The organism is Shinella sp. CPCC 101442 (assembly GCF_024704725.1).
Lineage (GTDB): Bacteria > Pseudomonadota > Alphaproteobacteria > Rhizobiales > Rhizobiaceae > Shinella.
The window spans coordinates 31,491-57,610 of the sequence record NZ_JALIQS010000001.1; the positions used below are offsets into that span (position 1 = coordinate 31,491).

General features: G+C 62.3%; 28 protein-coding genes and 1 pseudogene. 16 read left to right on the plus strand and 13 right to left on the minus strand.

Annotated elements, in window-relative coordinates; all coding sequences use genetic code 11:
• Positions 1–177 precede the first annotated feature (177 nt).
• Positions 178–981, plus strand: coding sequence for a DeoR/GlpR family DNA-binding transcription regulator (locus MUO32_RS00150; protein ID WP_257946218.1), 804 nt, complete (start codon positions 178–180; stop codon positions 979–981).
• 52 nt (positions 982–1,033) lie between these two features.
• Here MUO32_RS00150 and MUO32_RS00155 read toward each other — a convergent pair.
• Positions 1,034–1,201 (minus strand): annotated as a pseudogene (locus tag MUO32_RS00155) (IS3 family transposase); the annotation flags it as partial.
• Between MUO32_RS00155 and MUO32_RS00160 the strand changes: the two are divergent.
• From MUO32_RS00160 to MUO32_RS00195, 8 genes are all read left to right on the plus strand, one after another.
• Entirely contained in the window at positions 1,163–1,312 is a 150-nt protein-coding gene (locus tag MUO32_RS00160) for a hypothetical protein (protein WP_257947175.1), read from the plus strand. The pseudogene MUO32_RS00155 and the gene MUO32_RS00160 sit on opposite strands and share 39 nt — an antisense overlap.
• A 225-nt stretch (positions 1,313–1,537) precedes the next feature.
• Complete coding sequence (gene ada, locus MUO32_RS00165) at positions 1,538–2,629, plus strand: bifunctional DNA-binding transcriptional regulator/O6-methylguanine-DNA methyltransferase Ada (RefSeq protein ID WP_257946219.1); 1,092 nt, start codon at positions 1,538–1,540, stop codon at positions 2,627–2,629.
• Positions 2,630–2,648: 19 nt separating this feature from the next.
• Complete coding sequence (locus MUO32_RS00170; RefSeq protein ID WP_257946220.1) at positions 2,649–3,290, plus strand: DNA-3-methyladenine glycosylase; 642 nt, start codon at positions 2,649–2,651, stop codon at positions 3,288–3,290.
• A gap of 22 nt (positions 3,291–3,312) precedes the next feature.
• Positions 3,313–3,963: a hypothetical protein gene (locus tag MUO32_RS00175; RefSeq protein WP_257946221.1), complete on the plus strand. Its 651-nt coding sequence runs from the start codon at positions 3,313–3,315 to the stop codon at positions 3,961–3,963.
• Positions 3,947–4,597, plus strand: coding sequence for a DNA oxidative demethylase AlkB (gene alkB, locus MUO32_RS00180; protein WP_257946222.1), 651 nt, complete (start codon positions 3,947–3,949; stop codon positions 4,595–4,597). Before MUO32_RS00175 ends, alkB begins: the two co-directional genes overlap by 17 nt.
• 263 nt (positions 4,598–4,860) lie before the next feature.
• On the plus strand, positions 4,861–4,998 hold the full coding sequence (locus MUO32_RS00185) for a hypothetical protein (protein ID WP_257946223.1): 138 nt from the start codon (positions 4,861–4,863) through the stop codon (positions 4,996–4,998).
• Positions 4,999–5,190: 192 nt separating this feature from the next.
• Positions 5,191–5,757 carry a methylated-DNA--[protein]-cysteine S-methyltransferase gene (locus MUO32_RS00190; RefSeq protein ID WP_308311238.1) on the plus strand — a complete coding sequence of 189 codons (567 nt, stop codon included), beginning with the start codon at positions 5,191–5,193 and terminating at the stop codon, positions 5,755–5,757.
• Positions 5,754–6,503, plus strand: coding sequence for a 2OG-Fe(II) oxygenase (locus MUO32_RS00195; RefSeq protein ID WP_257946224.1), 750 nt, complete (start codon positions 5,754–5,756; stop codon positions 6,501–6,503). Before MUO32_RS00190 ends, MUO32_RS00195 begins: the two co-directional genes overlap by 4 nt.
• Positions 6,504–6,753: 250 nt before the next feature.
• On the opposite strand, the gene MUO32_RS00200 is transcribed toward MUO32_RS00195, so the two are convergent.
• Entirely contained in the window at positions 6,754–7,287 is a 534-nt protein-coding gene (locus tag MUO32_RS00200; RefSeq protein ID WP_257946225.1) for a methylated-DNA--[protein]-cysteine S-methyltransferase, read from the minus strand.
• 205 nt (positions 7,288–7,492) lie between these two features.
• Here MUO32_RS00200 and MUO32_RS00205 point away from each other — a divergent pair, with 205 nt between their 5' ends.
• Together MUO32_RS00205 and MUO32_RS00210 are read left to right on the plus strand one after the other, a co-directional pair.
• On the plus strand, positions 7,493–7,882 hold the full coding sequence (locus tag MUO32_RS00205) for a hypothetical protein (RefSeq protein WP_257946226.1): 390 nt from the start codon (positions 7,493–7,495) through the stop codon (positions 7,880–7,882).
• 37 nt (positions 7,883–7,919) lie between these two features.
• Positions 7,920–8,150, plus strand: a complete 231-nt coding sequence (locus MUO32_RS00210) for a hypothetical protein (RefSeq protein WP_257946227.1) — start codon at positions 7,920–7,922, stop codon at positions 8,148–8,150.
• Between the two features lie 90 nt (positions 8,151–8,240).
• Here MUO32_RS00210 and MUO32_RS00215 read toward each other — a convergent pair whose 3' ends face one another.
• The 10 genes from MUO32_RS00215 to MUO32_RS00260 form a co-directional block, all read right to left on the minus strand.
• The gene (locus MUO32_RS00215) at positions 8,241–9,488 is read right to left on the minus strand and encodes an SfnB family sulfur acquisition oxidoreductase (RefSeq protein WP_257946228.1); all 1,248 of its coding nucleotides are present in this window, start codon (positions 9,486–9,488) and stop codon (positions 8,241–8,243) included.
• A gap of 25 nt (positions 9,489–9,513) precedes the next feature.
• Positions 9,514–10,293, minus strand: a complete 780-nt coding sequence (locus MUO32_RS00220) for an ABC transporter ATP-binding protein (protein ID WP_257946229.1) — start codon at positions 10,291–10,293, stop codon at positions 9,514–9,516.
• 108 nt (positions 10,294–10,401) lie between these two features.
• Complete coding sequence (locus tag MUO32_RS00225) at positions 10,402–11,736, minus strand: ABC transporter substrate-binding protein (protein ID WP_257946230.1); 1,335 nt, start codon at positions 11,734–11,736, stop codon at positions 10,402–10,404.
• Between the two features lie 96 nt (positions 11,737–11,832).
• Complete coding sequence (locus MUO32_RS00230) at positions 11,833–12,873, minus strand: branched-chain amino acid ABC transporter permease (protein WP_257946231.1); 1,041 nt, start codon at positions 12,871–12,873, stop codon at positions 11,833–11,835.
• 1 nt (position 12,874) lies between these two features.
• Positions 12,875–13,771: a branched-chain amino acid ABC transporter permease gene (locus MUO32_RS00235; protein WP_257946232.1), complete on the minus strand. Its 897-nt coding sequence runs from the start codon at positions 13,769–13,771 to the stop codon at positions 12,875–12,877.
• The gene (locus tag MUO32_RS00240; protein WP_257946233.1) at positions 13,771–14,682 is read right to left on the minus strand and encodes an ABC transporter ATP-binding protein; all 912 of its coding nucleotides are present in this window, start codon (positions 14,680–14,682) and stop codon (positions 13,771–13,773) included. Before MUO32_RS00240 ends, MUO32_RS00235 begins: the two co-directional genes overlap by 1 nt.
• Positions 14,683–14,791: 109 nt before the next feature.
• Entirely contained in the window at positions 14,792–15,895 is a 1,104-nt protein-coding gene (gene sfnG, locus MUO32_RS00245) for a dimethylsulfone monooxygenase SfnG (RefSeq protein ID WP_257946234.1), read from the minus strand.
• A 22-nt stretch (positions 15,896–15,917) separates the two neighbouring features.
• A complete protein-coding gene (gene msuE / locus MUO32_RS00250) occupies positions 15,918–16,508 on the minus strand; it encodes an FMN reductase (RefSeq protein ID WP_257946235.1) in 591 nt (196 codons plus the stop codon).
• 462 nt (positions 16,509–16,970) lie between these two features.
• On the minus strand, positions 16,971–18,035 hold the full coding sequence (locus MUO32_RS00255; RefSeq protein ID WP_257946236.1) for a helix-turn-helix domain-containing protein: 1,065 nt from the start codon (positions 18,033–18,035) through the stop codon (positions 16,971–16,973).
• 479 nt (positions 18,036–18,514) lie between these two features.
• Entirely contained in the window at positions 18,515–19,498 is a 984-nt protein-coding gene (locus MUO32_RS00260) for an AraC family transcriptional regulator (RefSeq protein WP_257946237.1), read from the minus strand.
• A 293-nt stretch (positions 19,499–19,791) separates the two neighbouring features.
• Between MUO32_RS00260 and MUO32_RS00265 the strand changes: the two genes are divergently transcribed.
• From MUO32_RS00265 to MUO32_RS00285, 5 genes are all read left to right on the plus strand, one after another.
• Positions 19,792–21,342, plus strand: a complete 1,551-nt coding sequence (locus MUO32_RS00265) for a hypothetical protein (RefSeq protein WP_257946238.1) — start codon at positions 19,792–19,794, stop codon at positions 21,340–21,342.
• Between the two features lie 126 nt (positions 21,343–21,468).
• Entirely contained in the window at positions 21,469–22,038 is a 570-nt protein-coding gene (locus tag MUO32_RS00270) for a L,D-transpeptidase (protein WP_257947131.1), read from the plus strand.
• A gap of 206 nt (positions 22,039–22,244) precedes the next feature.
• The gene (locus tag MUO32_RS00275) at positions 22,245–23,819 is read left to right on the plus strand and encodes a Do family serine endopeptidase (protein WP_257946239.1); all 1,575 of its coding nucleotides are present in this window, start codon (positions 22,245–22,247) and stop codon (positions 23,817–23,819) included.
• Between the two features lie 207 nt (positions 23,820–24,026).
• On the plus strand, positions 24,027–24,335 hold the full coding sequence (locus tag MUO32_RS00280) for a hypothetical protein (protein WP_257946240.1): 309 nt from the start codon (positions 24,027–24,029) through the stop codon (positions 24,333–24,335).
• Positions 24,336–24,369: 34 nt separating this feature from the next.
• Positions 24,370–24,558, plus strand: a complete 189-nt coding sequence (locus MUO32_RS00285; protein ID WP_257946241.1) for a hypothetical protein — start codon at positions 24,370–24,372, stop codon at positions 24,556–24,558.
• A gap of 390 nt (positions 24,559–24,948) precedes the next feature.
• Here MUO32_RS00285 and MUO32_RS00290 read toward each other — a convergent pair whose 3' ends face one another.
• On the minus strand, positions 24,949–25,989 hold the full coding sequence (locus MUO32_RS00290; RefSeq protein ID WP_257946242.1) for an AI-2E family transporter: 1,041 nt from the start codon (positions 25,987–25,989) through the stop codon (positions 24,949–24,951).
• Positions 25,990–26,120: the final 131 nt, after the last annotated feature.

A 26,120-nucleotide genomic window follows, 5' to 3' on the forward strand; every position in this document is an offset into this window, starting at 1 on the left:
TTTGAAATCTGCAATGTGAAAAGAAACATTCGCACCATAAATGCCGATCCAGAAAGCCTCAGCGCAACAAGTTGTAAATATTGACTTTTATCCGTGTATTTCTCAAATTTCAGAAACTAATAGACAAGACATCGAAATTGCTTGATACAGAAAATGTTAAATTCAGCAGGGCGCGCGATGACAGATCATAACAATTTCGATGTCGACACCGACGCCGCATCCTCAAAGGCGGAACGGCGGCGCACGAAAATCATCCAGGTTCTGATGAGCGGGTCGTCGACCTTGATCCGCGATCTGGCCGAAATGCTGGATGTCAGCCTCATGACCATTCACCGCGACCTGTCCGTGCTGGAAAAGGAAGGTCTCGTCCGACGGTTGCGCGGTTCGGTTTCGGCGGAAAAATCCCTGCTGTTCGAGAGCAGCTATAACTATCGCGGCCGCAAGAACGTGGAGGACAAGAAGCGGCTGGCACGCGCGGCACTTGCGCATCTAGAGCCCGGCAATGCCGTGATGATCGACGACAGCACCACCACCTACCATCTCAGCGAATTTCTGCCGGAGGTTGCGCCGTTGACGGTCGTCACCAATGCGGCGCCGATCCTGGAAAGGCTTCGCCACCTACCCGAGATCGATCTGGTATCAACCGGCGGACGCTATCATCCGGGTTATAACGGCTATTTTGGCGCCAATTGCGAAAAGGCCATACGCTCCTATCACGTCGACGTCGCGATCCTGTCCACAACCACGATCCAGGGCCTTTCGCTCTATACCCCGGACGAGATCGTGGTTCGCGCCAAGCAGGCGATGATGCACGTTGCAAGACGGCGCATTTTGCTTGCCGATGCCACAAAATTCCAATTCAGCGCATTGAACTATGTCGCCGAGATCACGGATTTTGACCTGGTCATCCTCACGGGCGATATACCGCCGGACAAACTGGACCTTATTCGCGCTTCCAAAGTGCATGTCGAGATCGTCTGATTGAATAGCCCCTAGTTTCGTAGACATCCTCGCGTTACGTTTTCTGCTGCTCTTCGAACACGTCCTGCCTGGCGTCGTCTCTTGCACGATAGACCTTTCGGCCTATCCGCTCCCGCTTCAGCAGATTGAAGACGCTCTCAGCCACGGCATTGTCATGATAGTTGCCACATCGGCTCACCGAATGAACCAGATTGTGGTGCTTCAAGAACGATGCCCGGTCCATACCGACAAGACCGTGCCGAAGGTGGTCGATGGCATGATCGTTGAAGCGCATGGCCTCGGCGACGGCCTGACGGCGATGATGCAACTCGAGCTGATCCGGAAGGCCTGATAGCGCGGCCCTGTTGGGCACGCTTGATCGAGAGAACTGAGGCTCGCGCAGTCCCCGGCGCGAGCCTCATCTGCTTTGCGCCTCGCAGCCGGCCCGACGCTCTGTCGAGAGGCTGCGCAAGAACCGGGTGGTTTTTGTTCGATTCGAGAGCAAGGATCGGAGTGTGATCAGCGAAGACGGAAAGCAGGATCGCGCCAGGACAGATTCGAGTGGAAGACCATGGACATGAACATTCGCCCCGCATCACCCCTTCGCGTCCAGCACCCTGCCGTAGCGGATGATCCCCGCTGGGCGCTGATCGTCGCGCGTGACAAATCCGCCGATGGCCGGCTCTGGTATTCCGTCTCGACAACCGGCGTCTATTGCCGCCCCTCATGTCCGTCACGCACGGCGAATCCGAAGAACATCACGCTGCACGATACGATCGAAAGCGCGCGGGCGACCGGCTTCCGCCCCTGCCGGCGCTGCAACCCTGATGGTCCTTCGCTCGAATGCGAGAATGCTTCGCTCGTCGCCAAGGCCTGCCGCCTTATCGAGGAGAGCGAGGACGAACCGTCGCTGGAGGACCTGGCCGCGGCTGTCGAGCGCAGCCCGAGCTATTTCCATCGCATCTTCAAGGCATCGACCGGACTGACCCCGAAGGCCTATGCCGCCGGCCATCGTGCGAAAAAGGTGCGTGAGGGTCTCGAAACCGGCACGAGCGTCACCGAGGCGATGTATGACGCCGGCTTCAATTCCAGCGGCCGCTTCTATGAGAAGTCAAACGGCATGCTCGGCATGACGCCGACGCAGTATCGCGAGGGCGGCGTCAATGAGGATATCAAGTTTGCGGTCGGCCAATCCTGCCTCGGCGCGATCCTCGTCGCCTCCAGCGCGAAGGGCGTCGCCTCGATCCTGCTCGGCGACGACCCGGATGCGCTGGTTCGCGATCTTCAGAATCGCTTTCCCAAGGCGCGCCTGATCGGCATGGACCGCGACTACGAGGCGTTGATCGCCAAGGTCTGCGGCTTCGTCGAGAATCCGGGCGTCGGCCTCGATCTGCCGCTCGACGTTCGCGGCACGGCCTTCCAGCGGCGGGTATGGCAGGCTCTGCAGGAGATCCCCGTCGGCGGGCGCGTATCCTATTCAGACGTTGCCCGCCGCATCGGCTTGCCGAACGCCACGCGGGCCGTCGCCGGCGCGTGCGCGGCAAACAATATCGCGGTCGCCATTCCCTGTCATCGTGTGGTGCGCAACGACGGTGCGCTTTCCGGCTACGCATGGGGCGTCGATCGCAAGCGCGTTCTACTCGATCGGGAAGTGCTCCAGAGCGCATGACGTCACCGGAAAGAGACATATGAGCCCCTTTTCACGCTACGACGACTCCGTTGCCTTTCTCTCCAGCCATGACGACGACTGGGCCAGATTGATCGAACTGGTCGGCCCCTGCCGGCACGATCCCAAAGCAGCCCGGGAGCCCTACGAAGCGCTCGTCCGGGCGATCGCCTACCAGCAACTGACGGCAAAGGCCGGCGATGCGATCATCGGCCGGCTCAAGGGATTGTTCGACGGCCGCGATTTTCCAACCCCGGAAGATCTCAGTGCGGCGGAATTCGACCCGCTTCGCGCCTGTGGCTTCTCGGGCAGCAAGATCGCCACCATCAAAGCGATCGCGCAAGGGACGATTGACGGCCTCATCCCCACCCGCGACGTCGCCGTCACAATGGACGACGAGGCGCTGATCGAGCGCATGGTTGTCATCAAGGGCATCGGCCGCTGGACCGTCGAGATGCTGCTGATGTATTCGCTGGAGCGGAGGGACGTCCTGCCCGCCGACGATTTCGGCGTTCGCGAAGGCTACCGTGTGCTGAAATCGCTACCCGAACAGCCGAAGCCCAAGGCGCTGCGCGAACTCTCCAGGATCTGGTCGCCTCATCGTACGGTCGCGGCCTGGTATCTCTGGCGCATCCCGCGCGAGCGCGGCAACGTGTTGACGTAGATACGGCTCCGGGAAGAACGCCATGCCGCGTCAAAATCGCGTTACGCCCTACGGTAGCATCGTCGCCATTTCTCAGCGCGGCCTTTTCACAGGCAATCGCGGCATCATTCACGACCCTGTGACGCAGACGTTGTTGCGGAGGCACTGGACGACGCGAGCCTGGCTCGTCTGCACCTGCGATTTCAAGGGGCGCCGACGGAATGTGATGGCCGGCCGGAGCTGGACCGAGTTGTTTTTCCTCGACGAGGCCGTGGCGCTGGCTGCCGGTCACCGCCCCTGCTTCCTCTGCCGGCGCGAAGCTGCGGAACGGTTCCGGACGTGCTGGGCATCGGCCAGAGCCGAGCCGCCGCCCTCCGCCAAACAGATGGATGCCGTATTGCATGCCGAGCGCCTCGAGCATGGCCGCAAGCGCCTGCATCCGTTGAAGCTGCTGCTGTCCGATCTGCCTGACGGTGCAGTCGTTGCCCTGGATGGCTATGCCTACACGCTTTGCGCCGGTCTGGCCTATCGCTGGACCGACAACGGATATGGCCGTGCCCGGGTTCTTCACGATGCGGACTGGCTGCTGACGCCGCCGTCCACCGTCATGGCGTTCTTCGCGGGCTACAGACCCATTCTTCACCCTTCGATCAACCCGTCACCTGACAGGCCCGACGATGCCCGACCTTTTTGACACGCTCGTACCAACCTCGCCCGAAACCGAGGTCATGGCGGACGGCGCGCTGTTGCTGCGCGCAGTGGCCCTGCCCTACGAAAAGGATCTGCTGGCCGCGCTCGGCGACATTGTCGCCCACTCACCCTTCCGGCACATGGTCACACCCGGCGGCTTCACCATGTCCGTCGCGATGACGAATTGCGGGGCGGCCGGCTGGGTTACGGACCGCACCGGCTATCGCTACGACCGCAATGATCCCGCAAGCGGACGACCGTGGCCTTCCATGCCGAAATGCTTCTTCGACCTGGCGGTCGATGCGGCGACACGGGCCGGCTATCCCGATTTTCGCCCGGACGCCTGCCTGATCAACCGTTACGAGCCCGGCGCCCGCCTTTCGCTGCACCAGGACAAGAACGAGCGCGACTTCGCCAATCCGATCGTGTCGGTATCGCTCGGCCTGCCGGCGACATTCCAGTTCGGAGGCCTGAAGCGGAACGATCCCGTGAGGAAATATGCGCTGCGGCACGGCGATGTAGCCGTCTGGGGCGGCCCGTCGCGGCTCTTCCATCACGGCGTTCCCGAATTGAGGGACGGCATCCATGAGACCGTCGGGCGGATGCGCATCAACCTCACCTTTCGAGGCGCTCTATAGCACCCCGATCTTCTTTCAGTTTGGCGACAACAATCGGAGTGCCGCCGGAGCCGCCTTATGGCCAGGTATGTCGTTCATCGGGGGGCGACAGGCGATCGTCGGATTTCGAAAATCTGCTCGCCGCAACGACCGAAGCAAGGAAGCCGACGCTCATGTTTTCGCGAGGCGGATTCAGCGCCAGGGCGGGCCGGTGCAGACGGTCCGAAACCAGCGCCATCGACATGCTCGTTGCAGGTGCCCGGGGCAACCCGGACAAGACATTCGTGACGACCTATATCGGCCAGCTCGTGGTCGCCGGCTATGCCGAACTGCAAATGCTCGACAATGGAGAGTTCGAAATCCGCTTCGCCTCCGGCGAGACCTATCTTCTCGCAGAAACGGCGATCCTCAGGCTCGCTTGATGCGGCAACCAGCCGGAACGCCGCGCGTGAGCGGGTGGTGTGGCTCGAAACTCTATTCGTAGGTCGAGCGCAGCAGCGCGGCATTTTTTCCGCGCCTCAGAACAAACTTCAATTTGAAAACAAGGATCGGAGTTCGGGGGATCGGCGAAGGACATAGGTTCGACCGTGAAGACGAAACAAGGAGATACGGTGATGAATTGCATGATCGGAACCGACACGCTGCGGCCGGATCCACTGGCCAACGTCACGCCAACGGCGGCCGACGTTCTTTCCTACGCGATCGCCGACTGCGAACTCGGAAAGGTGCTGATCGCGCGAAGCACGAAGGGTGTCTGCGCGATCCTGCTGGGCATCGACGCCGGGGAACTGGCGGCGGATCTTGCCGCTCGCTTCCCGCAGTCAACGCTCGTTGCGAGCGAGGCTATGGCAAAGGACGATGTAGCAAGGGTTCTGCGCTATATCGCAAAGCCCGCCAACGGCCTGCAGCTGACGCTCGACACGCGCGGCACGCCGTTCCAGCGCCGCGTCTGGGAAAAGCTGCAGACCATCGCCGTCGGCCGCAGGGTGACCTATACGGAACTCGCCCATTGGCTGAGCCCCTTCTCGCATCCACGCGCCGTCGCGGCCGCCTGTGCCGCCAATCCGATCGCGCTTGCCATTCCGTGCCATCGCGTGGTGCGCAGCAACGGCGCGCTCTCCGGCTATCGCTGGGGGCTCGAGCGCAAGCGCATCCTCATCGAGAAGGAAACCTCGGCATGAACACGTCTGCGATCGATAGGGTTCCAGCCTCCGCGAATGCATCCCCGGAGGCACGGATTGCCGCCTATGACTGGAAGGCGCTCGACGGCGAGCTCGACGGCTTCGGCTGCGCCGTTCTTCCCCGTCTTCTCACATCGGAGGAATGCAGCAGCGTTGCGTCGCTCTATCCAGACCAAAGCCATTTCCGCAGCCATGTCATCATGGCGCGACATGGTTTCGGAAAGGGCGAATATCGCTATTTCAAATATCCGTTGCCCGATCTCATCGACGGCATGCGCACGGCGCTCTACCCACGCCTTGCCGAAGTCGCCAATGCCTGGAACGAGCGGATGGGACTGGAACAACGTTTCCCCGGCGAGCACGCCGCATTCCTGCGGCAATGCCACAACGCAGGCCAGACCCGACCGACGCCGCTCCTGCTGCAATATGTCCCCGGGGACTTCAACTGCCTTCACCAGGACCTTTACGGCGACCTTGCCTTTCCGATCCAGGTGGCGATCCTGCTGTCCGAGCCGGGCCGCGACTTCAGCGGCGGCGAATTCGCGCTGACCGAACAGCGGCCGCGCATGCAGAGCCGCGTCGAGGTGGTACCGCTTCGTCAGGGCGACGCCGTCGCCTTCGCCGTTCATAACCGTCCGGTCCAGGGGACGAAGGGAAACTACCGCGTGAACCTGCGCCACGGGGTGAGCCGCATCCGCTCCGGCATGCGCCATACCGTCGGGATCATTTTTCACGACGCACGATGACAGTGCAAAGCCGGCGTCGTGATCACCGCGGCGCCGGGCGCCTTTGCAAAGTACGACGAATGTTCTGATCGCTGCCGGCCAGTGCAGACCATCGTCGCTGCCAGCCGGGATCAAGCGCATAGAGCCGGGCCCAATCCTCGAATGTGCCGCCAGCGCGCATACAGGCAATCGCCTCGGCTGCGTGCCAGGTGCATGGCACGTGCCGCAGCCAGACACGGACTCAATCGACAGCCGGATGACCTGCAGCGGTTCAGCCGTGGGAACATCCGGCATCTCGCTCCCCCGTGGCGTGCTGCTCGCGCACCAGAAGCGCCCGCTTACGCCGGACACCCCATCGATAGCCGGAAATCGAGCCGTCCTTCTTGATGACCCGATGGCACGGCACGATCACGGCGATCGGGTTGCTGGCGATCGCAGCCGTCACGTCCCGCGGATCGCGCGAGCCGAGCTTGGCCGCGAGCGTCCCATAATTCGTGGTCTGGCCGGCGGGAATTTCCTGCAACAGGCGCCAGACCTGCACCTCATACGGTGTCCCGCGCAGATCGAGCGAGAGATCGCACGCCCGCGCCGGGTCGTCGATCACGCCGCCAACGATGTCGATCACGCTGGCGAGTTCCTGCTGGCCGGGTTCGAGTGCGGCTTCCGGAAAACGGGTGCGCAGCGCGTCTTCCATCGCGATGCGGGTCGCGCTGAATTCGAGCGCCACGATCCCCTTGTCCGACACGGCGGCGACAAAGTCTCCAAGGGAGCTATCTCCCCATGCAAATCGAATAGTTTCACGCATCGTCCTGACCTCCTTCGTTCGCTGTGAAACGAGCTTAGAAGGCGATGTGCTGCCTGACGCTCCGATCCTTGCTTCCAAATCAAATATCGGTCGGTGGCATCTCTTTCGGTGCGGACACCAATTTTCGATTTGAAAGCAATATTCGGAGCGCATTTGCCCGAACAGCAACCGTATCGTCGGTGACAGAAGCGCGATGGAGCAGCAAATGAACATCCCAGATATCTACGATCCGCAAGAGCTTGGCCTCCGACAGCAGATGGCGGCAGCACGCCGCCAGCGCGAGAGCGCGCGCTTGGCATTGCTCGCAAACCTCGTTGATGCACAACGGCGCGCGGACGGATTGCAGCGCTGGATCAGCGCCTATGCCCGTCCGGTGGACGACAGTTCGCATCCCGAATTGGGGCGGATGGTCGAATGGGTGGCCGCCCAGATCAACGATCTCGAACACGTCCTCGGCCCGGATCGGATCTCCGAGACGTTGCGGGCGCGGGCGCTCTTTCCGGACGTTGATCCGCTCGATGACCCCAAGGGCGAGCCGCCCCGGCATCGTATCTGGGGGCACTCCGCAGCACTCAGATACGTCAATGCGGTGTGACGGCCGCACCGTCGTCGATCAATGAAGGAGGGAAGCCATGATGACCATGCTGTCGGGTTTAAATGCCATTGCCGCTCAGCGAGGGGACGGCTTGCGTCCCGAATTGCTCAAGACGATCACGCCACCGCCCATAGGCGTGGACATCGAGATGATGATGCGCGCTACGCCCGAAGCTCATCAAACGCTCGAGGTAGGAGAGAGCAAAACCCGGTCCGCTGCGGACACAATGGATCGGAGCGTCGCAGGAGCTGTACGTCAGCAAAAATGAGTCGGAGCAGTATGTCGCGCAAGAGTTTGCGCGACATGCCTGAAGACAAAGTCCTGGAATCCGTGACCTTCGGAGCGATCGCAATATGCCTTAGCTCCAGGCATGAAGCGGCGGCTTTTCGTCGTTGAGGAAATACTTGCCGAGGATGGCGTATTTCCAGCGCACGGGATCATGCAGCGTGTGGGTTCGGGCGTTGCGCCAGTGGCGGTCGAGGTGATGCTCGGCGAGCGTCGAGCGTGTGCCGGCCAGCTCGAACAGCTTGTTGGTCGCGGCAATCGCGATTTCCGTCGACAGGATTTTGGCCTCGGCGGTGACGATCTGGGCCTCGGCGACCGTCTCGGCATTGGGGTTCTCGATCGCGCGGTCGATGGCATGGCCGGCCTTTTCCAGCAGCGCCTGCGCTGCATGGAGCCTCAGCGTCAGGTCGCCGACGGCATGGATCGTGTAGGGATCGTCGGAGGCGCGCTCCAGGCCGCTGTCCACCCAGGCGCGGCTCTTGGTGCGCACGAATGAGACGGTCTCGTCGATTGCCGCCTGCGCGATGCCGGTATCCACCGCCACCTGGATGATCTGGAAGATCGCGCCGTCGGCCGTCGGCACCGCATAGCCCTTGTAGCCGGGCACGAGATGGGTTTTCGGCACTTTCACATTGTTGAGGATGACCGTGCCCGACAGCGTGGTGCGCTGGCCGAAGGAAGACCAGTCGTCGATGACGGTGAGGCCGGGCGCATCGCGCTCGGCAATCGCATACCAGGCACGCCCCTCCTCATCGAGCGCGACGACCGGCACGAGATGGGCAAGCAGCGCGCCCGAGGAATAGAACTTCTGGCCGGTGACGACGACATGGTCGCCGGCGTCGATGAATTTCGTCTCGAAATCCGCCGCGCGCTTGGAGCCGAATTCGGAGAAGGCGTTGCCGAAGCGCGTGCCGCGCAGCACCTCGGCGAAGAGCAGCGTCTGCTGTGCCTCGTCGGAAACCGTGCGGATGGCCGCGACGACGCCGAGATGGTTCTGCGCGATCTGGCCGATGGACGAATCCGCCGCCGAGACGATCTCGATCACCTTGGCAAGCGTCGCATAGGAGACGTCCGGACCACCGAACTTTTTCGGCACGTTGATCGACCACAGGCCGCTCTGCGAGAAGGCATCGAGTTCCTTGACCGGCCAGATGCGGTCGCGGTCGCGGATCGCCGCTCCCGGTGCAATCTCGGCTGCAATCTTTTTCGCGACCGCGATCGCCTCGGCATCGCTCCTGATAATATGGGCCGGCTCGCTCGGTCGCGGCACGGCCGGAACGCCCTCGACGGCATCCTTCGTGTTGACGTTGGAAATGGTCATCGCAAGTCTCCTCTTCGGGTTGGGTTCAATGGGCAAGAGCGGACGCGGCCGCGACGGGTTTGTGGCCGAGATAGAAGGCCTTGACGTCATCGCGAGCCTTGAGTTCGGCGGCGCTGCCCGAGAGCACGCTGACGCCGTTTTCGAGAATGACCGCCCTGTCGGCATAGGTGAGCGCGACCGCCGAATTCTGCTCGGCCACGAGGATCGACAGGCCCTCGTCGCGGTTGAGGCGTTTCAGCGTGCGGAAAATGTCCTGCACGACGAGGGGCGCAAGCCCCATCGAGGGCTCGTCGAGCACCAGCAGGCTGGGGCGCGACATGAGCGCCCGACCAATCGCCGTCATCTGCTGCTCGCCGCCGGATGTGAGGCCGGAAAGCACCCGGCGTTTTTCCCTGAGCCGCGGAAAATGCGTATAGACCTTCTCGAGGTCGGTGGCGATTTCGGCGCGGGAGGCGCTGCGGCCGAGGCCGCCGGAAACGAGGTTTTCCTCCACCGTCAGCGACTTGAAGCAGTGCCGCCCCTCCAGCACCTGCACGAGGCCGCGCCGCACCAGGCTTGCCGGCGCCTCGCGCGCCACATCGCGCCCCTCGAACAGGATGCGACCGGCCAGGATTTGTCCGCGTTCGGCCGGCAGCAGGTTCGAGACCGCCTTCAGCGTCGTCGTCTTGCCGGCACCGTTCGCTCCGAGAATGGCCAGGATTTCACCGCGCGCCAGCGAAAGCGTCACGCCGTGCAGGGCAGTGATAGAATGGTTGTAGGTCGCATGGACGTCCTCCACGGCGAGCAGCCGGTTTTCCTCAGTCATGTCGAACGCCTCTATTGGGTTTCGGGGGATTTGCGGCCGGGCACGGCGAGGAGAGAGCCTCCCGATGCCCGGCCGCGGGCCGCGCGGTAGGGCGCGCGGCCAGAGGCATCAGTTCGTCGCGGCACCCGCATCTTCGGCCGTGCGAAGCGTGATGCCCTTTTCGGCGGCATAGGCTTCAGAGGACTTCTCGATGATCGGCCGCAGCAGAGCCCAGTCCGGCGCGATCCAGTCCGAAACGACGTTCCACTTCTTGCCGTCCCACTGCTGGAAGGTCACGTAACCATTGCCCTCGTGATTGTCCCAGGTGACGTTGATCGAGTGGAACAGGTCCTTGGCACCCAGCGCTTCGACGCGGGCGGGGTCGAGCTGGAGGTGCTCGAAGCCCCAGCGGACTTCGTCACCGGTCAGCGTGCGCTTGCCGAATTTTTCCTGCGCGATGCGGACCGCCTCGACATTGAGGATGCCGTTGACGATGCCGAGATTGTGGTAGACGGAGCCGATGCGGCCCTTGTCCTCGAGGTTACCCTTGCCGGCGTCGTAGACCGTCTTCACGATCTCCTTGACGACCGGATATTCGGCGCCCGAAGCCTGCGTGGTGATCGCCGTGTAGCCCTTGGCCGCATCGCCGGCCGGAATGACGTCCTCTTCCGAGTTCGACCAGACATTGCCGATGATATGATCGACCGGGAAGCCGGTCTTTGCCGCCGTCTTCAGGGCCACCGGGTTCATCACGCCCCAGCCGCGCAGCACGACATAATCAGGCTTGGCGCGGCGGATCGTCAGCCATTGCGACTGCTGCTCGTTGCCCGGATGCGGCACCTCGATCTGCTGCAGCTCGAAGCCGTATTTCTCGGCGAGCAGTTCATAGATCGGGATGGTTTCCTTGCCATAGGGCGAGCCGTGATAGAGCACGACGATCTTCTTGCCCTTCAGGCTCTCAAGGCCGCCTTCCTTGGAGGCGATGTAGTTCACGATGCCCGAGGTCTCGCTGTAGGGATTGAGCAGCAGCGGGAAGACATAGGGGAAGACGCGGCCGTCGGTGCTGTCGGTCCGGCCATGATTGATGGTGATCAGCGGCACCTTGTCCTGCGTGATCCGGTCGATCATGGCATAGGCGATACCGACCGACAGCGGGTTCCAGGCGGCGATGCCCTGATTGCTCTTCAGGCGTTCATAGGCCTCGACACCGCGTTCCACCTCATACTGGGTTTCGGCCTCCGACCAGGTGAGATTCACGCCGTTGACGCCGCCGTCCCTGATGTTGATGAGGTTGAGATAATCGATGAAGCCGCCGAAGAAGCCGGTGCCGCCGGCCGCATAGGGGCCGACGCGGTAGCTCTGCAGAGGGAAATGCTGCTCGTCGGCTTGAGCCGGGAAGGCGATGGCGGCAAGGCCGATGCCGGCGGCGAAGGCGGCGGCTCTGATCTTGGTGTAAAGGGTCATGTTGGACACACTCCGTCTGTCGGCTGGCGCTCGGCCGTCCGTGTTGATTTCGAGGGTTCAAAGGCTTTTGTTGTTGGAAGCCGAAGGCTTCGGATCTCACGCCCGCCGGAAGGCGGCCGTTATGCGTGATTTCAGGCGATCCCAGAGCGCGACGAGACCATCGGGCTCAAGGATCAGAAAGAGGATGATCAAGGCGCCGATGACGATGCGCTGCGTCATGTCGAGCACGCCGGAATCGAACACGTCGCCCAGCAGGAAAGACCCAAGCCGGGAAAGCACCAGCGGGAAGACCACGATCAGCGCCGCGCCGAAGAAGGCACCGCGGATCGAGGCGAGGCCGCCGATGATGACGATGAAGAGGATCTGGAACGACCGGTCGAGATTGAAGCCGGCCGGTTCGACCGTGCGCAGATAGGCGAAGGCCCAGAGCACGCCGGCGACCCCGATGATGAAGGACGAGATGGCGAAGGCGAGCAGTTTCGTGCGCAGCACCGGCACGCCAATGATGCGCGCGGCGGTCTCGTTGTCGCGCACCGCGATGAAGTTGCGGCCGGTCTGCGAGGAGACGAGGCGATAGGCAAGGAAGGTAAGGCCGGCCACCACCGTCAGCGCGAAGAGGTAGCGTCCCACGGGGCCTTCGAAGGAGAGGCCGGCAAGCGACAGCGGCGGCGCATCGATGACGCCGGAGGCCGAATTGTTGGAGAACCAGCTGAATTTCGTCAGCGCCCATTGCACGAAGAACTGCGCGGCTAGCGTCGAGACGGCGAGGTAGAACCCCCGCAGTCGAAGGCTCGGCAGGCCGAACACAAGCCCGACCGCCGCCGCAGACAGGCCGGCGAGCACGATGGAGGCGACCAGCGGCAGCCCCTCGACCCGCAGGTTGAAATTGTAGGCGGCAAAGGCGCCGACGGCCATAAAGGCGGCCGAGCCGAGCGAGACCTGGCCGGCATAACCCGTCAGGATGTTGAGCCCGACGCCAGCGAGGCTGAGCGCCAGGAACGGCAGCAGGATCGCCTCGAAGAGATAGCTCGATCCGATGAAGGGCACGACGAGATAGGCGACGGCGAGCACGCCAAGCGTTCCCGCATGGCGCGGCAGCGAAAAGGGAGGGGCCAGATCGGCGGTGACGGCGGACATGTCAGACCCTTTCCACGAGCTTCTGGCCGAACAGGCCGGATGGGCGGACGAGCAGGAAGGCGAGCGCCACGACATAGGCGAACCAGCCCTCGATGCCACCGCCGAAGTAATCGCCGATATAGACCTCGGCGAGCTTTTCGGATGCGCCGACCAGCAGGCCGCCGATGATGGCGCCGAGAATGGAATCGAAGCCGCCGAGAACGAGCACCGGCAGTGCCTTCAGCACCACCAGAGACAACGAGAACTGCACGCCGAGGCGAGCGCCCCAGAGCAGGCCGGCGACCAGCGCGACGAGGCCGGCGGCCGCCCAGACGCTTGCCCAGATCCAGGGCAGCTTCAAGCCCACGGCAAGGGCGGCGAACTGGTCATCCGCCACCGCCCGGAAGCCGAGACCGATGCGGGTGTAGCGGAAGAAGGCCGAGAGCGCCGCCACCATGCCAGCGGCGACAATCGCGGCGAAGATGTCGAACTGGCTGATGAACACGCCACCGACATCGAAGGGAATGTCCTCGATACCGAGATCGAGACCATGCACCTGCGTGCCCCAGATGAGCTGTGCGGCACCTTCTATGATGTAGGACAGCCCGAGGGTGGCCATGAAGAGCGTGATCGGCGGCTTGTTGGTAAGCGGGCGCAGCACCGTGCGCTCGATAGCGATGCCGATGGCCACCATTGCCGCGAAGGTGATGGCGAAAGCGGCGGGGAAAGGCACGCCCCGCTCGGTGAGACTGACGAAGGTCAGTGCGGCGAACAGAAGAAGTGCGCCCTGCGAGAAATTGAGCACGCCCGAGGTCTTGTAGATCAGTACGAAGCCGATCGCGACGAGGGAGTACATGACGCCGGAGAGAAGCCCGCCGATCAGCACCTCGGTGAAGAAAAGCCAGTCGAATTCGGCCATCAGATGCCCTCCCCGCCTTCGTTTTCAGGCGGAACGCCGAGATAGGCGTCGATGACGCGCTGGTCGCTGGCGATCTCCTGCGGCGTGCCGTCGGCGATCTTGCGGCCGTAGTCGAGCACGGCGATGCGGTCGGACAAGCCCATGACCACGCCGACATCGTGCTCGATCAGCACGACGGTGATGGCGTATTCGTCTCGGGCGAGGCGAACATAGTCGGCCAGCTCGTTCTTCTCCGTTGCCGTCATGCCGGCCATGGGCTCATCGAGCAGCAGGATGCGCGGTTCGGCGGCAAGCGCCCTTGCCAGCTCGACCCGCTTCTGCAGACCATAGGGCAGCGTGCCTGCAAGCCGGTCGAGATAAGGCGTCAGGTGCAGAAAATCGATGATGCTGCGAGCCCGCTCGCGGGCATCCGTCTGTTCGCGGCGGGCGCCCGGCAGGCCGATGATCTGGCTCAGGAAGTTCGCGCGTCCGGCATAGGCACGGCCAGCCGCCACATTGTCGAGCACGCTCAACCCCTTGAACAGAGCTAGGTTCTGGAAGGTGCGGGCGACGCCAAGCTTGGCCAGCTTCTGCGTGGGGACCGGCCGGTAAGCCGTACCGTCGATCGCGACATGGCCGCGGTCCGGCCGATAGACACCGGAAATCACGTTGATGAGCGAGCTCTTGCCGGCGCCGTTCGGGCCTATGATCGCCCGGATCTCACCGTGACGCACGGCCAGATCCACATCCTTGAGGGCGACGACGCCACCGAAAGAAAGATCGATCCCGCTCAGTTCAAGCGCGAGAGCTTGGTCTGCCCGCGCCGTTTGCGGCTCGGCGCGCGCACTGCGCAGCGCAAGATGCTCCGCGATATCGGGCGGGATCGCCACCTCGCTGCCGAGGCCCACGAGCAGAAAATTCGATGCCGACATGGTTCGTTCCGTCCATCGCCCAGCGGGCACAGGTTTTCCTTCGCGGACACGCTCGTGCTCGCGTTGCAGTCAGCGGCGGCCGGGCCGCCGCTGCGTTTGTGCTCTTGCCTTATTCGGCCGCGATCGCGGCGTTTTCCTCGGCCTCTTCCAGCGCACGCACCAGCGGGATGACGTGCTTGCCGAAATACTCGACCTCTTCCTGGAAATGCAGGAAACCGAGAAGGATGAGATCGGCGCCGGCGCGCTTCAGGCGCACGATGCGCTCGGCCACCTGCTTGGGTGTGCCGATGAGGTTGGAGCGGAAGCCGTCATTGTACTGGACGAGATCCTCGAAGCTCGATTTCGCCCAGTTGCCCTCGCCTTCCGGCGAGGCTTTTCCGGCATTCTTCACCTCGTGGCCGAAGGCGTTGACCGCCTCGGGATTGGCCTTCTCGATGATCTCGGCGAGCACCGCCTTCGCCTCCTCCTCGGTCTCGCGCACGATGGCGAAGGCGTTGACGCCGACCTTGACCGAGTGGTTGTTCTCCCGCGCCTTCGCCCTGAGGTCATTGACCTGCTTGGCGATTTCCTCCGGCGTGTTGCCGTTGGTGAAGTACCAGTCGGACACGCGCGAGGCCATGTCGCGTGCTGCACGCGACGAGCCGCCCTGGAAGATTTCCGGCTGCGGATCGATCGGCTTCGGCTTCAGGGAATAGTTGTTGAAGCGATAGAAATCGCCGCGGAAGGTAAAGCTTTCTTCGGTCCAGATACCGCGCAGCGCGCGGATGAACTCTTCAGAGCGACGATAGCGCTCGTCATGGTCGAGCCATGGCTCGCCTATCGCATGGAACTCGCCACGGAACCAGCCGCTGACGACATTGACGGCGACGCGGCCGTTCGTGAGATGATTGATCGTGGCGATCTGCTTGGCGGCGAGTGCGGGGTTCCACGGGCCGGGCAGGATTGCGGCGATGACCTTCAGCGTCTTCGTCGCCTCAAGCAGCGAGTGGCTGAAGGCCACGGATTCGTGCTGGAATTCCGCACCGTAGCCCGCGGTGAAACGGATCTGGCTCAGCGCATAGTCGAAGCCGCTCGCTTCGGCGATCTGGGCGAGCTTGCGGTTGTAATCGATCGTCCAACTGGTGCGCTGCTCGATGTTGGAAATGACGAGGCCACCGGAGACATTCGGCACCCAGTATGCGAATTTCACGGCGTCCCTGTTCTGTTCAGTCATGGGATACTCCTCTTTCCTGATGTCAGTTGGCGACCGTTTCGCGCGCAACGACGCGAAGGGTCGGGTGGGTTTCGCCGGCGGCAAGGGCCGTGGCGGGCAGAAGGTCGAAGAGATCGGCGACGGCGCGTGCGATGCGCGCCTCGACCGCCGGGTTCGAAAGTGTGTATTCCGTAAAATCGGCCTCGACGGCGTAGACCGTCGTCGGCACGGTGACGGCGCCGAAGAAACCGAAAAGCGGGCGAAACTGGTGCTCGAGCATCAGACCGTGCAGCGGCGTGCCGCCCGTTGCGGCAAGGATCACACGCCGGCCTTGCAACGCGCGGAAATCGACAAGATCGAAGAGATGCTTGAGTGCGCCCGTATAGGAGGCCCGATAGACCGGCGAGCCGACGACGAGTACATCGGCAGCCTCGACCGCATCGATGATCGCACGTCCGGCCTCGTCGAGCTGATCGGCACGCAGTGCCCGAAACAGCACCGGCGCGGCATCGGCGAGATCGATGAGATCGGCTTCGACGTCCGCCGTCTGTCCGATTGCGGCAACAATGCGCTCCACGATATGAAGCGTGCGCGATGGCCGCTTGACGCTGCCGGAAATACCCAGGATTTTCACGCTCGTCCCTCGCTATTCGTTGTATTTATATTCTATGTTTTTAGTAGATTATCAAAGACACACATTCCAAACTCAGCATATTTTGTGAAAAGCATTGGCGCTGAGGGACCCGAATGCAGGCCAAATCAAACGCAGCCATATGGGGAGCGGAGAACGGCCTGACTCCTGAAAAATCCCCCTCCCTGAAGCATGGCAGGGCGCTTTCTGAAGCGTTTATGCTTGGTGGTCCGGCAGAAGCGTTCGCCTCCGGCCGTGATTGGACCAGGGCGGCCCATCGAAATCACGGCACCAGCCAGCAGGTTCCGTCGGCGACAAACAGCCGAGGACCGCGCGAGGGCGCACTCGTTGTAGTCTCGGCCATTGCCTTGCGTAGTGCCAGCCCATCTTTGCGCCGTGCCCGAGGACTTTCCCGGCGCGCCGCTTGCAGGGACGTCACGCTCCAGCCTGCATGACCCATGGGGCTTACCGCATCGGGGAAAGCGATAACCCTAGAGTATTGTAGATCAGCAGGTTGCTGAGGACACATTCCCGGCCGCCCGGCCACTCGACGTTCAGCCAGGACGAGTGTTTGACGCCCTTCCAGCCAAGATCGCGCGCCTCGCTCGGGGACATGCCAAACTCTTTCTTGAACATCCGGCTGTAAGCCGAGGCTTCGGTAAAGCCCCACCCCTCGGCAATGCTGGCGATCGTTCTGCGATCCGACTGATCTGCGAGGATGTCGCGTGTTCTGAGCAACCGCTTGCGACGGATGTAGCTGGACACCCCGCCTGCCGGTTCGAAGATCCGATAGAGACAGGAACGCGAGACGCCGGCTGCCCGGCAGAGCCTATCCGGCGTCAGGTCGCGGTCGGCCAGTCTTTGCGCGATGACCCTGGTGATCCGTGCTGCAGCAATGGCATCCAACGCCCCATGCGCCGCTGCGGGAGGATCATCGCAGGACATGAGAACCGCAGAAAGAAGGCTGGCCGTCGCGGTAACGATATGGGGCAAGTCTCCCTCTCTCAAATGGGAAAGAGAGCGGTGCAACAGAACTGTGTACTGAGCCAGGAAATTCAACGCGGCGCTGTCCACCTGAATACTTGAAGGATGCGCCGCCGACCATGTTCGCGGCAGAAACAGCGTGATGAGCAGATCGTCGTTAGTCACCTTCTCATCGGGCGCTGCCAGGCATGTTATGCCGGGGCTTCCCGGAACCATGCCGCCGTCAGGAGTTTGCGAGAATGGTATGTCGAGCATCCAATGGTCCAGAAGAGGTCGCTTCCGATGGGTCCATCGAAGGCCGCAGCCAGGAAGCCGCGTGGCGCTCAAGATCAGGTCTCCCAGCTGCCATACCTGCTGGCGGGCTGGGAATGAGAGGCCGTCGGCCCGGAGAAGCTGGACATTGGCAAATCCGGCATACCAGGTCTGGAAAAAACCGAACTGGTCGGCAGGCGGATGCGACGAGGTGTCCGTGTCGATAGTGCAACGGAGGGGCTCATTGGCGAAAGGATCGATCGGAACGCCGGCCGAATGCAGTCTTGCGTCCATGGCAGATCCTATCCCGCCAACGCCGTGCAGGCCCCGGCAGAGGGCTTTGTGCCCTGGGCCTTTCTTCCGACGGGTTCGAGAGTTGGGGTGATGTCGGAATTTCCGCGCCTGGATGCGTGCGGATGGGCACGGTGGCCGTGTGTGGGAGGATGGTCGAACATCAGTCTGCCCTCTGTCATTCGCGACGATGCCGATCTCATGGACGGCCCGAGAGTTGAGTTCGTTCTGGAACCAGTCGATGCGACGAGATCGCGTCCTCAGAGTTTCCCGAATGCAAGGGAAACTCTATCCACTTTCCGACAGGCAGGGTGACCGGAGAGCGGTTCTGCACCAGCGTGGAGCGGTGCGGACAGGATAGGGTTAACCGTCGGTAAACGTACCGAACCATCGCCAGAAGTAAGACAGAGATATCGCCCGTCAGAGAAATCCACTTGCCGATGATTGCCCAATCGGCGGAACCGTCGGTTGCCCGGCACCCTTCATGGGTCTTGCGGTCTGCTCTCCCAAATGCGCCTCCGCGTCTCGCTGGGTGAGCACCCGAAGAGCGCGGCATAAGCTCCGGCAAAGCGGCCAAGATGCCAGAAGCTGAAGCTCATGGCGATATCCGTGATCGACAGACGGTCTCCCTCCGCAAGGATAAGGCCGTGAACGCCACGCAGGCGCCGTTCCCGCTCATAGGCACGGAGGCTGACCCCGAGGCATTCCTGAAAGGCACGCTCCAGCGTGCGCTCCCCGACGTTCAGAACCTCGCAGACAGCTCCAACCGAAACAGGACTGGACGGGTTCGCTTCCAGGATGGCGAGAGTGGCATCGACCATATCGCGCCGCTCACGGGAACTGAGGCTTGGGGCAGGTGGCCACTGCGCATGCGTGAGAACCTGCGCGAGCGCGGTTCCCGCCTCGCTGGCAGCAACCGCCAGGGCAGCGCGAAGGTCGTGGCCGCGTTGCGCGGCCGCCTCGGCGAATCCGGCGGTCCGCAGCAGCTTCTGCTGGAGCTCCACTTCCGTTCCCGGCGCCAGGCGCGGCTGGTGCACTCCCGGCATCAGGCGGTGCTGACGATCCGAGTGAGATGCCGATGCCATGCGCAATGAAGCAAGCGCCTCGCCGCGCAGCCCGATCCGCATGAGGCGATAACGACCCGGCATCTCCAGACTGAATTCCGTTCCCGGCCCGATGATCCGCAGTTGTGGTATCTCGCTCTTCTCCCCGTTGAAGGTCGTGCCCTCCCCCCAGAGAAACACTGCCGTCAACGCCTGGTCATGAATCGCTCCTGACATTGCGATGCCGCCCTTATCCTGCAGGTCGAGGACGAACGCGTCGCCATAGTCGATGGTTGCCAAGCGCGAGGCATGGTTCTGCGCGCCGATCTGCCGGATATGAAACTCCGCATCGGGGTCGGTCTCACGGGTTCGGGCCACGACGGAGTTGTATCTGCGGGCGTACCATGTGGGCGCTTCTGACATCATGGTCTCCAAGACTGCGTCATCCGGTGAGCACGATGCCGGGTGTGACCGTTTTATGCGATTCGCCCGTCCGGATTGACCCATATCGATGCCGGCAGAAGAGATGCATCTGGCCGCCGACTCCTTGGCCGCGGTCAGGCTCTCATGATCGCGGCAGCATATGCAGTTTATCCTGCCTTTGTGCGACGCATCCCTTTTTGGCTTTGCTGCGGTAAAATCCCGGCCTGATCAGTTTTTTTTCGCCCATCGCGAGGACTATACCTTCCCTGTCCATTAACACGAGGGAGCCTGATATGAAGAGACGTACGTTTCTGACCGGAAGCGCAACGGCCGCAGCCGGCCTGTCCGCTCAGTCTGCCTTCTCCCAATCATCCGACGGCGCGCGTCAGCCTCTCGCCATCTCGGAGCTTGAAAATGCGGCGGCGGAATTGCGCGCCCGTTTCTCCCAGGATTTCGACCAGCAATACGTCGACAATGCGATCCTGCCGTTCTTCCTTGTCAGCGTGTATCAGGGCGAGCGCGCGATGCTGCCGATGATCGACGAGACGTTGTCGAAAGAAAATGCGCTCCCGACATATCTGTGGGGCCTGATAAGCAAAAGCTGGAGACCTGCTCCCGAGAAGGGCGTGACCGTTTTCCTGCAGGGGCTCGACAAGCGCGGCCCCGACAACCGCCGCAAGCGCATCTACATGAGCGCCGTCACGCCCGACCTCTACCAGGACGCCTACAGCCCGAAGGTGACGGCATTCTTCGAAGGGCTTTTCTCGAAGAACAATGCGGGCAAGCCGCTGATGCGGCTCTATCTCGACACCTTCTGGGACATGTATTGGGACCTGCATCTGGGCGTCAAGGGCAATGCGCTCCCACTGCAGGTCCGCCGGATCGGCATGAGTTTCAACACGGTGCTGGCCTATCTCGACCCCACGCAACGCGTCGTCTACGAGAACTACATGTCCGTACGCGACGACCTCGACTTTCTGAAGACGTGGATCGAGGAGCGCTTGGCCGATATCGAGACCGGCAAGACGCCCGATGCGGAAAAGACATTCGCATGGTACTGGCTCAAGAACGGCGAAGGGGATGAGAATTTCGCGCACAAGGATGTTGTGTTCGAATGCTTCCACAACTTCGTGGCTTTCAGCCAGTGGGGTAACTCCCTTTACAACGTCATGTTGAGGCTCGGCGCCGAGACCGGCGATACCGATACGCGCGACGCTTTCAGGAAAACGATGGAGGGTTCCTTCGATCAGGCCAGCGAAGCCACCTCCTTTACGCCGCTCGAGCGCTACGTCATGGAACTCTTCCGTGTCATTTCGCCGAACGGCGGAAGCATCTCCTCCTTGCAGGAGACCACGCCGCCGGCATTTGAGCGTTCGGGCTACATCATCAGTCCCCATACATCGACAAGCCACGATCCCGTTCACTGGAAGGAGCCCGCGGCATTCGATCCGGCCCGGTATGAAACGGTACCGACCAGCGCCCAGGCGGACGAAAATCACGTCAAGCGTATCGGCATGGCGCGCTGTCCGTTCGAAAATGCGAGCTTTCCCGTAAAAGACGGGCGGAAGGTCTCGCTCGACAACAGCGCTTTCGGAACCGTGTTCGGTGTGGCGGACGGCAAAGCGTTGCCGGTTTGCGACCATGCCGGTTTTGCGCCCTTCGGTTTCGGGTATCGGCGCTGTCCCGGCGAGCAGTTGACTATCAATGCGTTCGAGGATTTCTTGAAAACGGTGTGGAAGTACAAGATAAACTTCGAGAAGCTGGATATCGCAGATGCCGAAGTGCTGCCGATCGGTCCCGGCACGGTCATCCGTGACGACCTCGGCTTTACCCGGCCCGGCTGACGAAGAGAAACCGGCACCGGCTGCAAGGCGGTTCGCGGGAGCAATTCGTCGATTAGGGCCAATCGAAACGGTCAGACCAGGACGCGCATGGCACATTTGTTAGACAGGCGATCGATGCTCGGGGGGATGTTGTCCCTTCTCGCCCTCTCCGGTTCGGGACAGGCTTCCCAGCGGGATTGGTATATCGGCAGGATTCCTGAGCAGCCATTCGACATTCCCCTGGTCGACAAGTCGCTTCTTCCGGCCCGCTTCCATCGCCAGGTGGTTGCATATTCGGGGCGTGAGGCTCCCGGGACGATCCTCATCAGCAAGCAGGAACGGTTCCTTTATTACATAGAAGACACCGGCCGCGCACTTCGATTCGGCATCTCGGTCGGCCGGGACGGGCAGAGATGGACCGGCGAAGCTGTTGTCGGACGAAGGGCCCGGTGGCCAAGCTGGACTCCCACGGCCAACATGCGCCGCCGCAACCCGAACCTGCCGGTGCGCGTCGCTGGCGGCCCGCAAAATCCTCTCGGGGCACGGGCCTTGTATTTGTATCGAAACGGCCAGGATACGCTTTACCGCATCCATGGCACCAACGAGCCATGGAGTATCGGGCAGGCCGCGTCCTCCGGGTGTATCCGAATGTTGAACGAGCATATCCTGGAGCTCTTCGCCACCGTTCGCAACGGGGCCCGGGTTATCGTGCTGTAGCCCAATGAAACGACAGGGCAAATCAGCCCGTCTAAGAACCGGACGTCACGCTGCTCCATAAACGACGTCAGGCGGGCTCACAGGTCGTGACGCATTACCAATGTTTCACCCTTCCTCCATGCGGACGTAACCTGGACTCGTACATACCTTTCTCATTCGCCGAACCGATCCCGGTACGAGCCAGCTTGAAAGGAAAGTTCGTCCCCATGCGCATTCCCACTCGCCCCTCACTGAAAACCACGTTGCAAACCGCCTCCGTGGCCGGTCTTGCGGCGGTCATGTTTGCCACCGGAATTCCGGCACAGGTCGCTCAGTCCTTCGCTGCTCCCGTCAGCGTCACCCCATCGCAGGCACCGAGCTTCGCCGATGTCGTCTCCTCGGTTTCGCCCGCCGTGGTCTCCATACGCGTCAAGTCCGATGTGCAGCGCGTATCCAGCGATGCCGGCGACTTTTCCGGCAATTTCGGCGGCGGGAATTTCGATCAGCTCCCCGAAGATCATCCGCTGAAGCGCTTTTTTCATGAGTTCGGCGATAAAAGATCCGGCCAGCAGCATGAGGGAGCCGAAAAGCGGGCTGATCGCGATAGTGGCGACCCGAAGCAGAACGGCGGCCGCCCCCGCCATCTTCGCCCGACCAGCCAGGGATCCGGCTTCTTCATCTCGGAAGACGGCTATGTCGTCACCAACAATCACGTCGTCGCCGACGGTTCGGCCTATACGGTCGTGCTGAACGACGGCACCGAGCTGGATGCCAGGCTGATCGGCAAGGACAGCCGCACCGACCTCGCCGTGCTGAAGGTCGATGACAAGCGCAAATTCAGCTATGTCCAGTTCGCGGACGACTCCAAGGTCCGCGTCGGTGACTGGGTCGTTGCGGTCGGCAACCCGTTCGGCCTTGGCGGCACCGTCACCGCCGGTATCGTCTCTGCCCGCGGCCGCGACATCGGCTCGGGTCCCTATGACGACTACATCCAGGTGGACGCGGCCGTAAACCGGGGCAACTCGGGCGGCCCGACCTTCGACCTCGCCGGCAACGTCGTCGGCATCAACACCGCGATCTTCTCGCCATCGGGGGGCAATGTCGGCATCGCCTTCGCAATCCCCGCTTCCACGGCCAAGGGCGTCGTCGCCAGCCTGATCAAGGACGGCAAGATCGACCGCGGATGGCTCGGCGTGCAGATTCAGCCCGTCGACAAGGATATCGCAGACTCCCTCGGCCTGAAGGACGCAGCCGGCGCACTCGTCGTCGCTCCCCAGGAAGATTCACCCGGCCAGAAAGCCGGCATCAGGCAAGGTGACGTGATCACGGCCGTCAATGGCCAACCGGTCAAGGACGCCCGCGACCTGTCGCGCCGCATTGCGGCCCTCGGCCCGCAGGTCAAGGCGGAGGTTGCCTTGGTTCGCGACGGCAAGGCCCAGACCGTAACGGTCACGCTGGGCGAGACGGCAAGCGACGACGTCGCCGCGAACGCTGACCAGGGCGGCGACCAGCAGGTGCCCTCCGAAAAGACCGAAATGACGGAGCTTGGCCTTACCGTCACGCCGGCCGACGATCAATCCGGTCTCGTCGTGACGGATGTCGACCCCGACAGCAGCGCGGCCGACCAGGGCTTCAAGAGTGGAGAAAAGATCGTCTCGATCAACAACCGGAAAGTCGTCAGCGCCGCGGATGCGGGGAAAGTCCTCGATGAGGCCCGCAAAGGCGGTCGCAAGCACGCTCTCTTCCAGCTGGAAGCAGACGGCAGCACCCGGTTCGTAACCCTGCCGGTCGATCAGGCCTGACAGGTGAACAATCAGTGAGATAGAGGCGCCGGGCAACTGGCGCCTTTTTGTATCGTTACGTCTTTGTCCGGCAACCGCGCCTTGATGAATTCATTCCTAAAAATAGGCATCGCGTCCCGAAAACGGGGATGCCAGAAAACCACGCCTTGACAAGGCGCCGGAAGCGAAACCTATCATCGCGAAGCTTTTCATCGATGGAGAAAGAAGATGCGCAAAAACACATGGTCGGCATTTGCTCTCGCGTTCAGCCTGATTTTGCCAGTGTCGCTGCCTGCCCCGGCCTATGCCCTAGAGGTGAGCATCCACGTCGGCTCCAACCTTAATTTCGGCCGCGCGATTACCTGCAGGCAGGGCCAGCAGCTCATTCGCAACCGCGGCTTCCGCGATGTCCGCCGTATCGACTGCAGGGGCCGCACGTACATCTATCACGCAAGGCGCGGCAACAGCACCTTCGAGATCGCGCTCAGCTCCCGTACAGGCCGCGTCATCGACGTCCATCGGCTTCGCCGCCGATAGGCTCCTCACCAAGGCTCGCTGAAGGGACCGGGTGATGATGCGCCGATCCACCGCAGAGCAACCCCGTTCCTCGCGCGGGATCAACGCAGCCATCGGCATCGCCCTTGCCCTTGCCGGTGCCTTCGTCCTCGCCGACGGTGCCCTCGCCACGATCGTCAGGATCGCCGTGCTCGCGATCGCTGCCATCTGCGCGGGGTCGCGGAGATCGGCCTTCCAGTTCTGACGAGACATCCATCGACCAGCAGTTGGGTGATCGGCGCATTCCTAGGAATCGATCTGATCGCGCATGGCGTCGGTTGGATTAACGCTGATCGCGGAGCCTGGCCCGTGGCGGTGACGGCAATCGAAGGAACGCCACTGCCGTCCTTGTATGCTTTGTGAAGAGGCCGGCACTGGTCGGCGCCGCCCTGTGGCTCCTGCGATCTCTGTCGCCGGCTCGAATGGGTGTACGCGCTGCGCGGCCCGGACGCGTCTGCGGTGGCTTCCCATCACGAGCGGGGTGCAGCTTGCCATCGACATGGCCAACACCACGCCCATGGGGTCGGCCACGTTTTCGCGCAAGCGCACCATCTCGAGCCTGCCCGGCGGCAACCAATCCACAAGCCGGAACGGACTAGCCCGACTGCTCGTTTTCCGCGGCAGCGGGCGCCCCGAAAATCTCGGCGATCCATCGCGTCGAAGGGAACTGCGCGCAGAAGGTCAGGATCATGATGGTGATCGGCACGCCGATGAACGCGCCGAACAGGCCCCAGATGAACGACCAGAAGAAGACCGAGAAGAGAACCAGGAAGGGCGACATCGCGAGCGCGTAACCCGCCACTCTCGGCTCGATATAGCTTCCGATGACGAACTGGATGACGTTGAGACCGGCAAAGATCAGGATGGCCGCTTCCGGCGAGCCGAACTGCGCAAGAGCGTAGACGCTTGGCAGGAGTGTCGCCACGAATGGCCCCATGAAGGGGATGTAGTTGAGCGTAAAGGCGATGACACCCCATTCGGCAGCGAACCGAAGCCCGAATGCGGCGGAAAGAGCCCAGACGAGCGTGCCGGTGGCAACGCTCATGACCGTCCTGACAAGCATGTAGCGCCGCAGCTTGGATGCCGTGAGCACGCCACCACCGATCACGGCATCGGCGGTTTCGGCGGAGAGGGCCCTGCGGATATTCCGGGCGATGGCCTCCGTATCGAGCAGTCCGAGCAGGACATAGACGACAACGACGATCCAGAACGAGATCGTCGTGTTCAGCCGCGCGGTCACACCTTGCAGCATGCGCAGCAACCAACCGACGTTGAAATGCTCGACCCACATACCGGCAATGGCAATACCATGACCGTCGAGCCAGTCGGCGAGCTGGCTGTAAAGCACCTGGAACCGTGCGCTGTCTGCAATCACGGATCGGCCGATGCGCCCAAATCCCCAGGCGGCGATCGACGTGAGCACGACGAAGACCAGGACGATGGTCGCGACCACCAGCGCCAGAGCCAGCAGTTTCGGTAGAAAACGCTGCAGGTTCTTCTGGAACGGCCAGACGAGCGCGATGATGAAGAGCGCCCCGGCCACGGGAGCAAACACGGCGGCCGCAATCTTGAAGGCGGATATAAGCGCAACGATCGCGATAATGAAGAGGGGGGTAAGCAATGCTCGGCTGTTCATGATGTCGATGTTCCCTGGGCGCGCCAACCACAAACCGTGGCGGCCAAGGACAATGCTATTCCAATGTGCGATTGCCCTCCATACCTCACAACCGATGATTTTGTTTTATCATGCCTTGCCGTCGGCGGCGC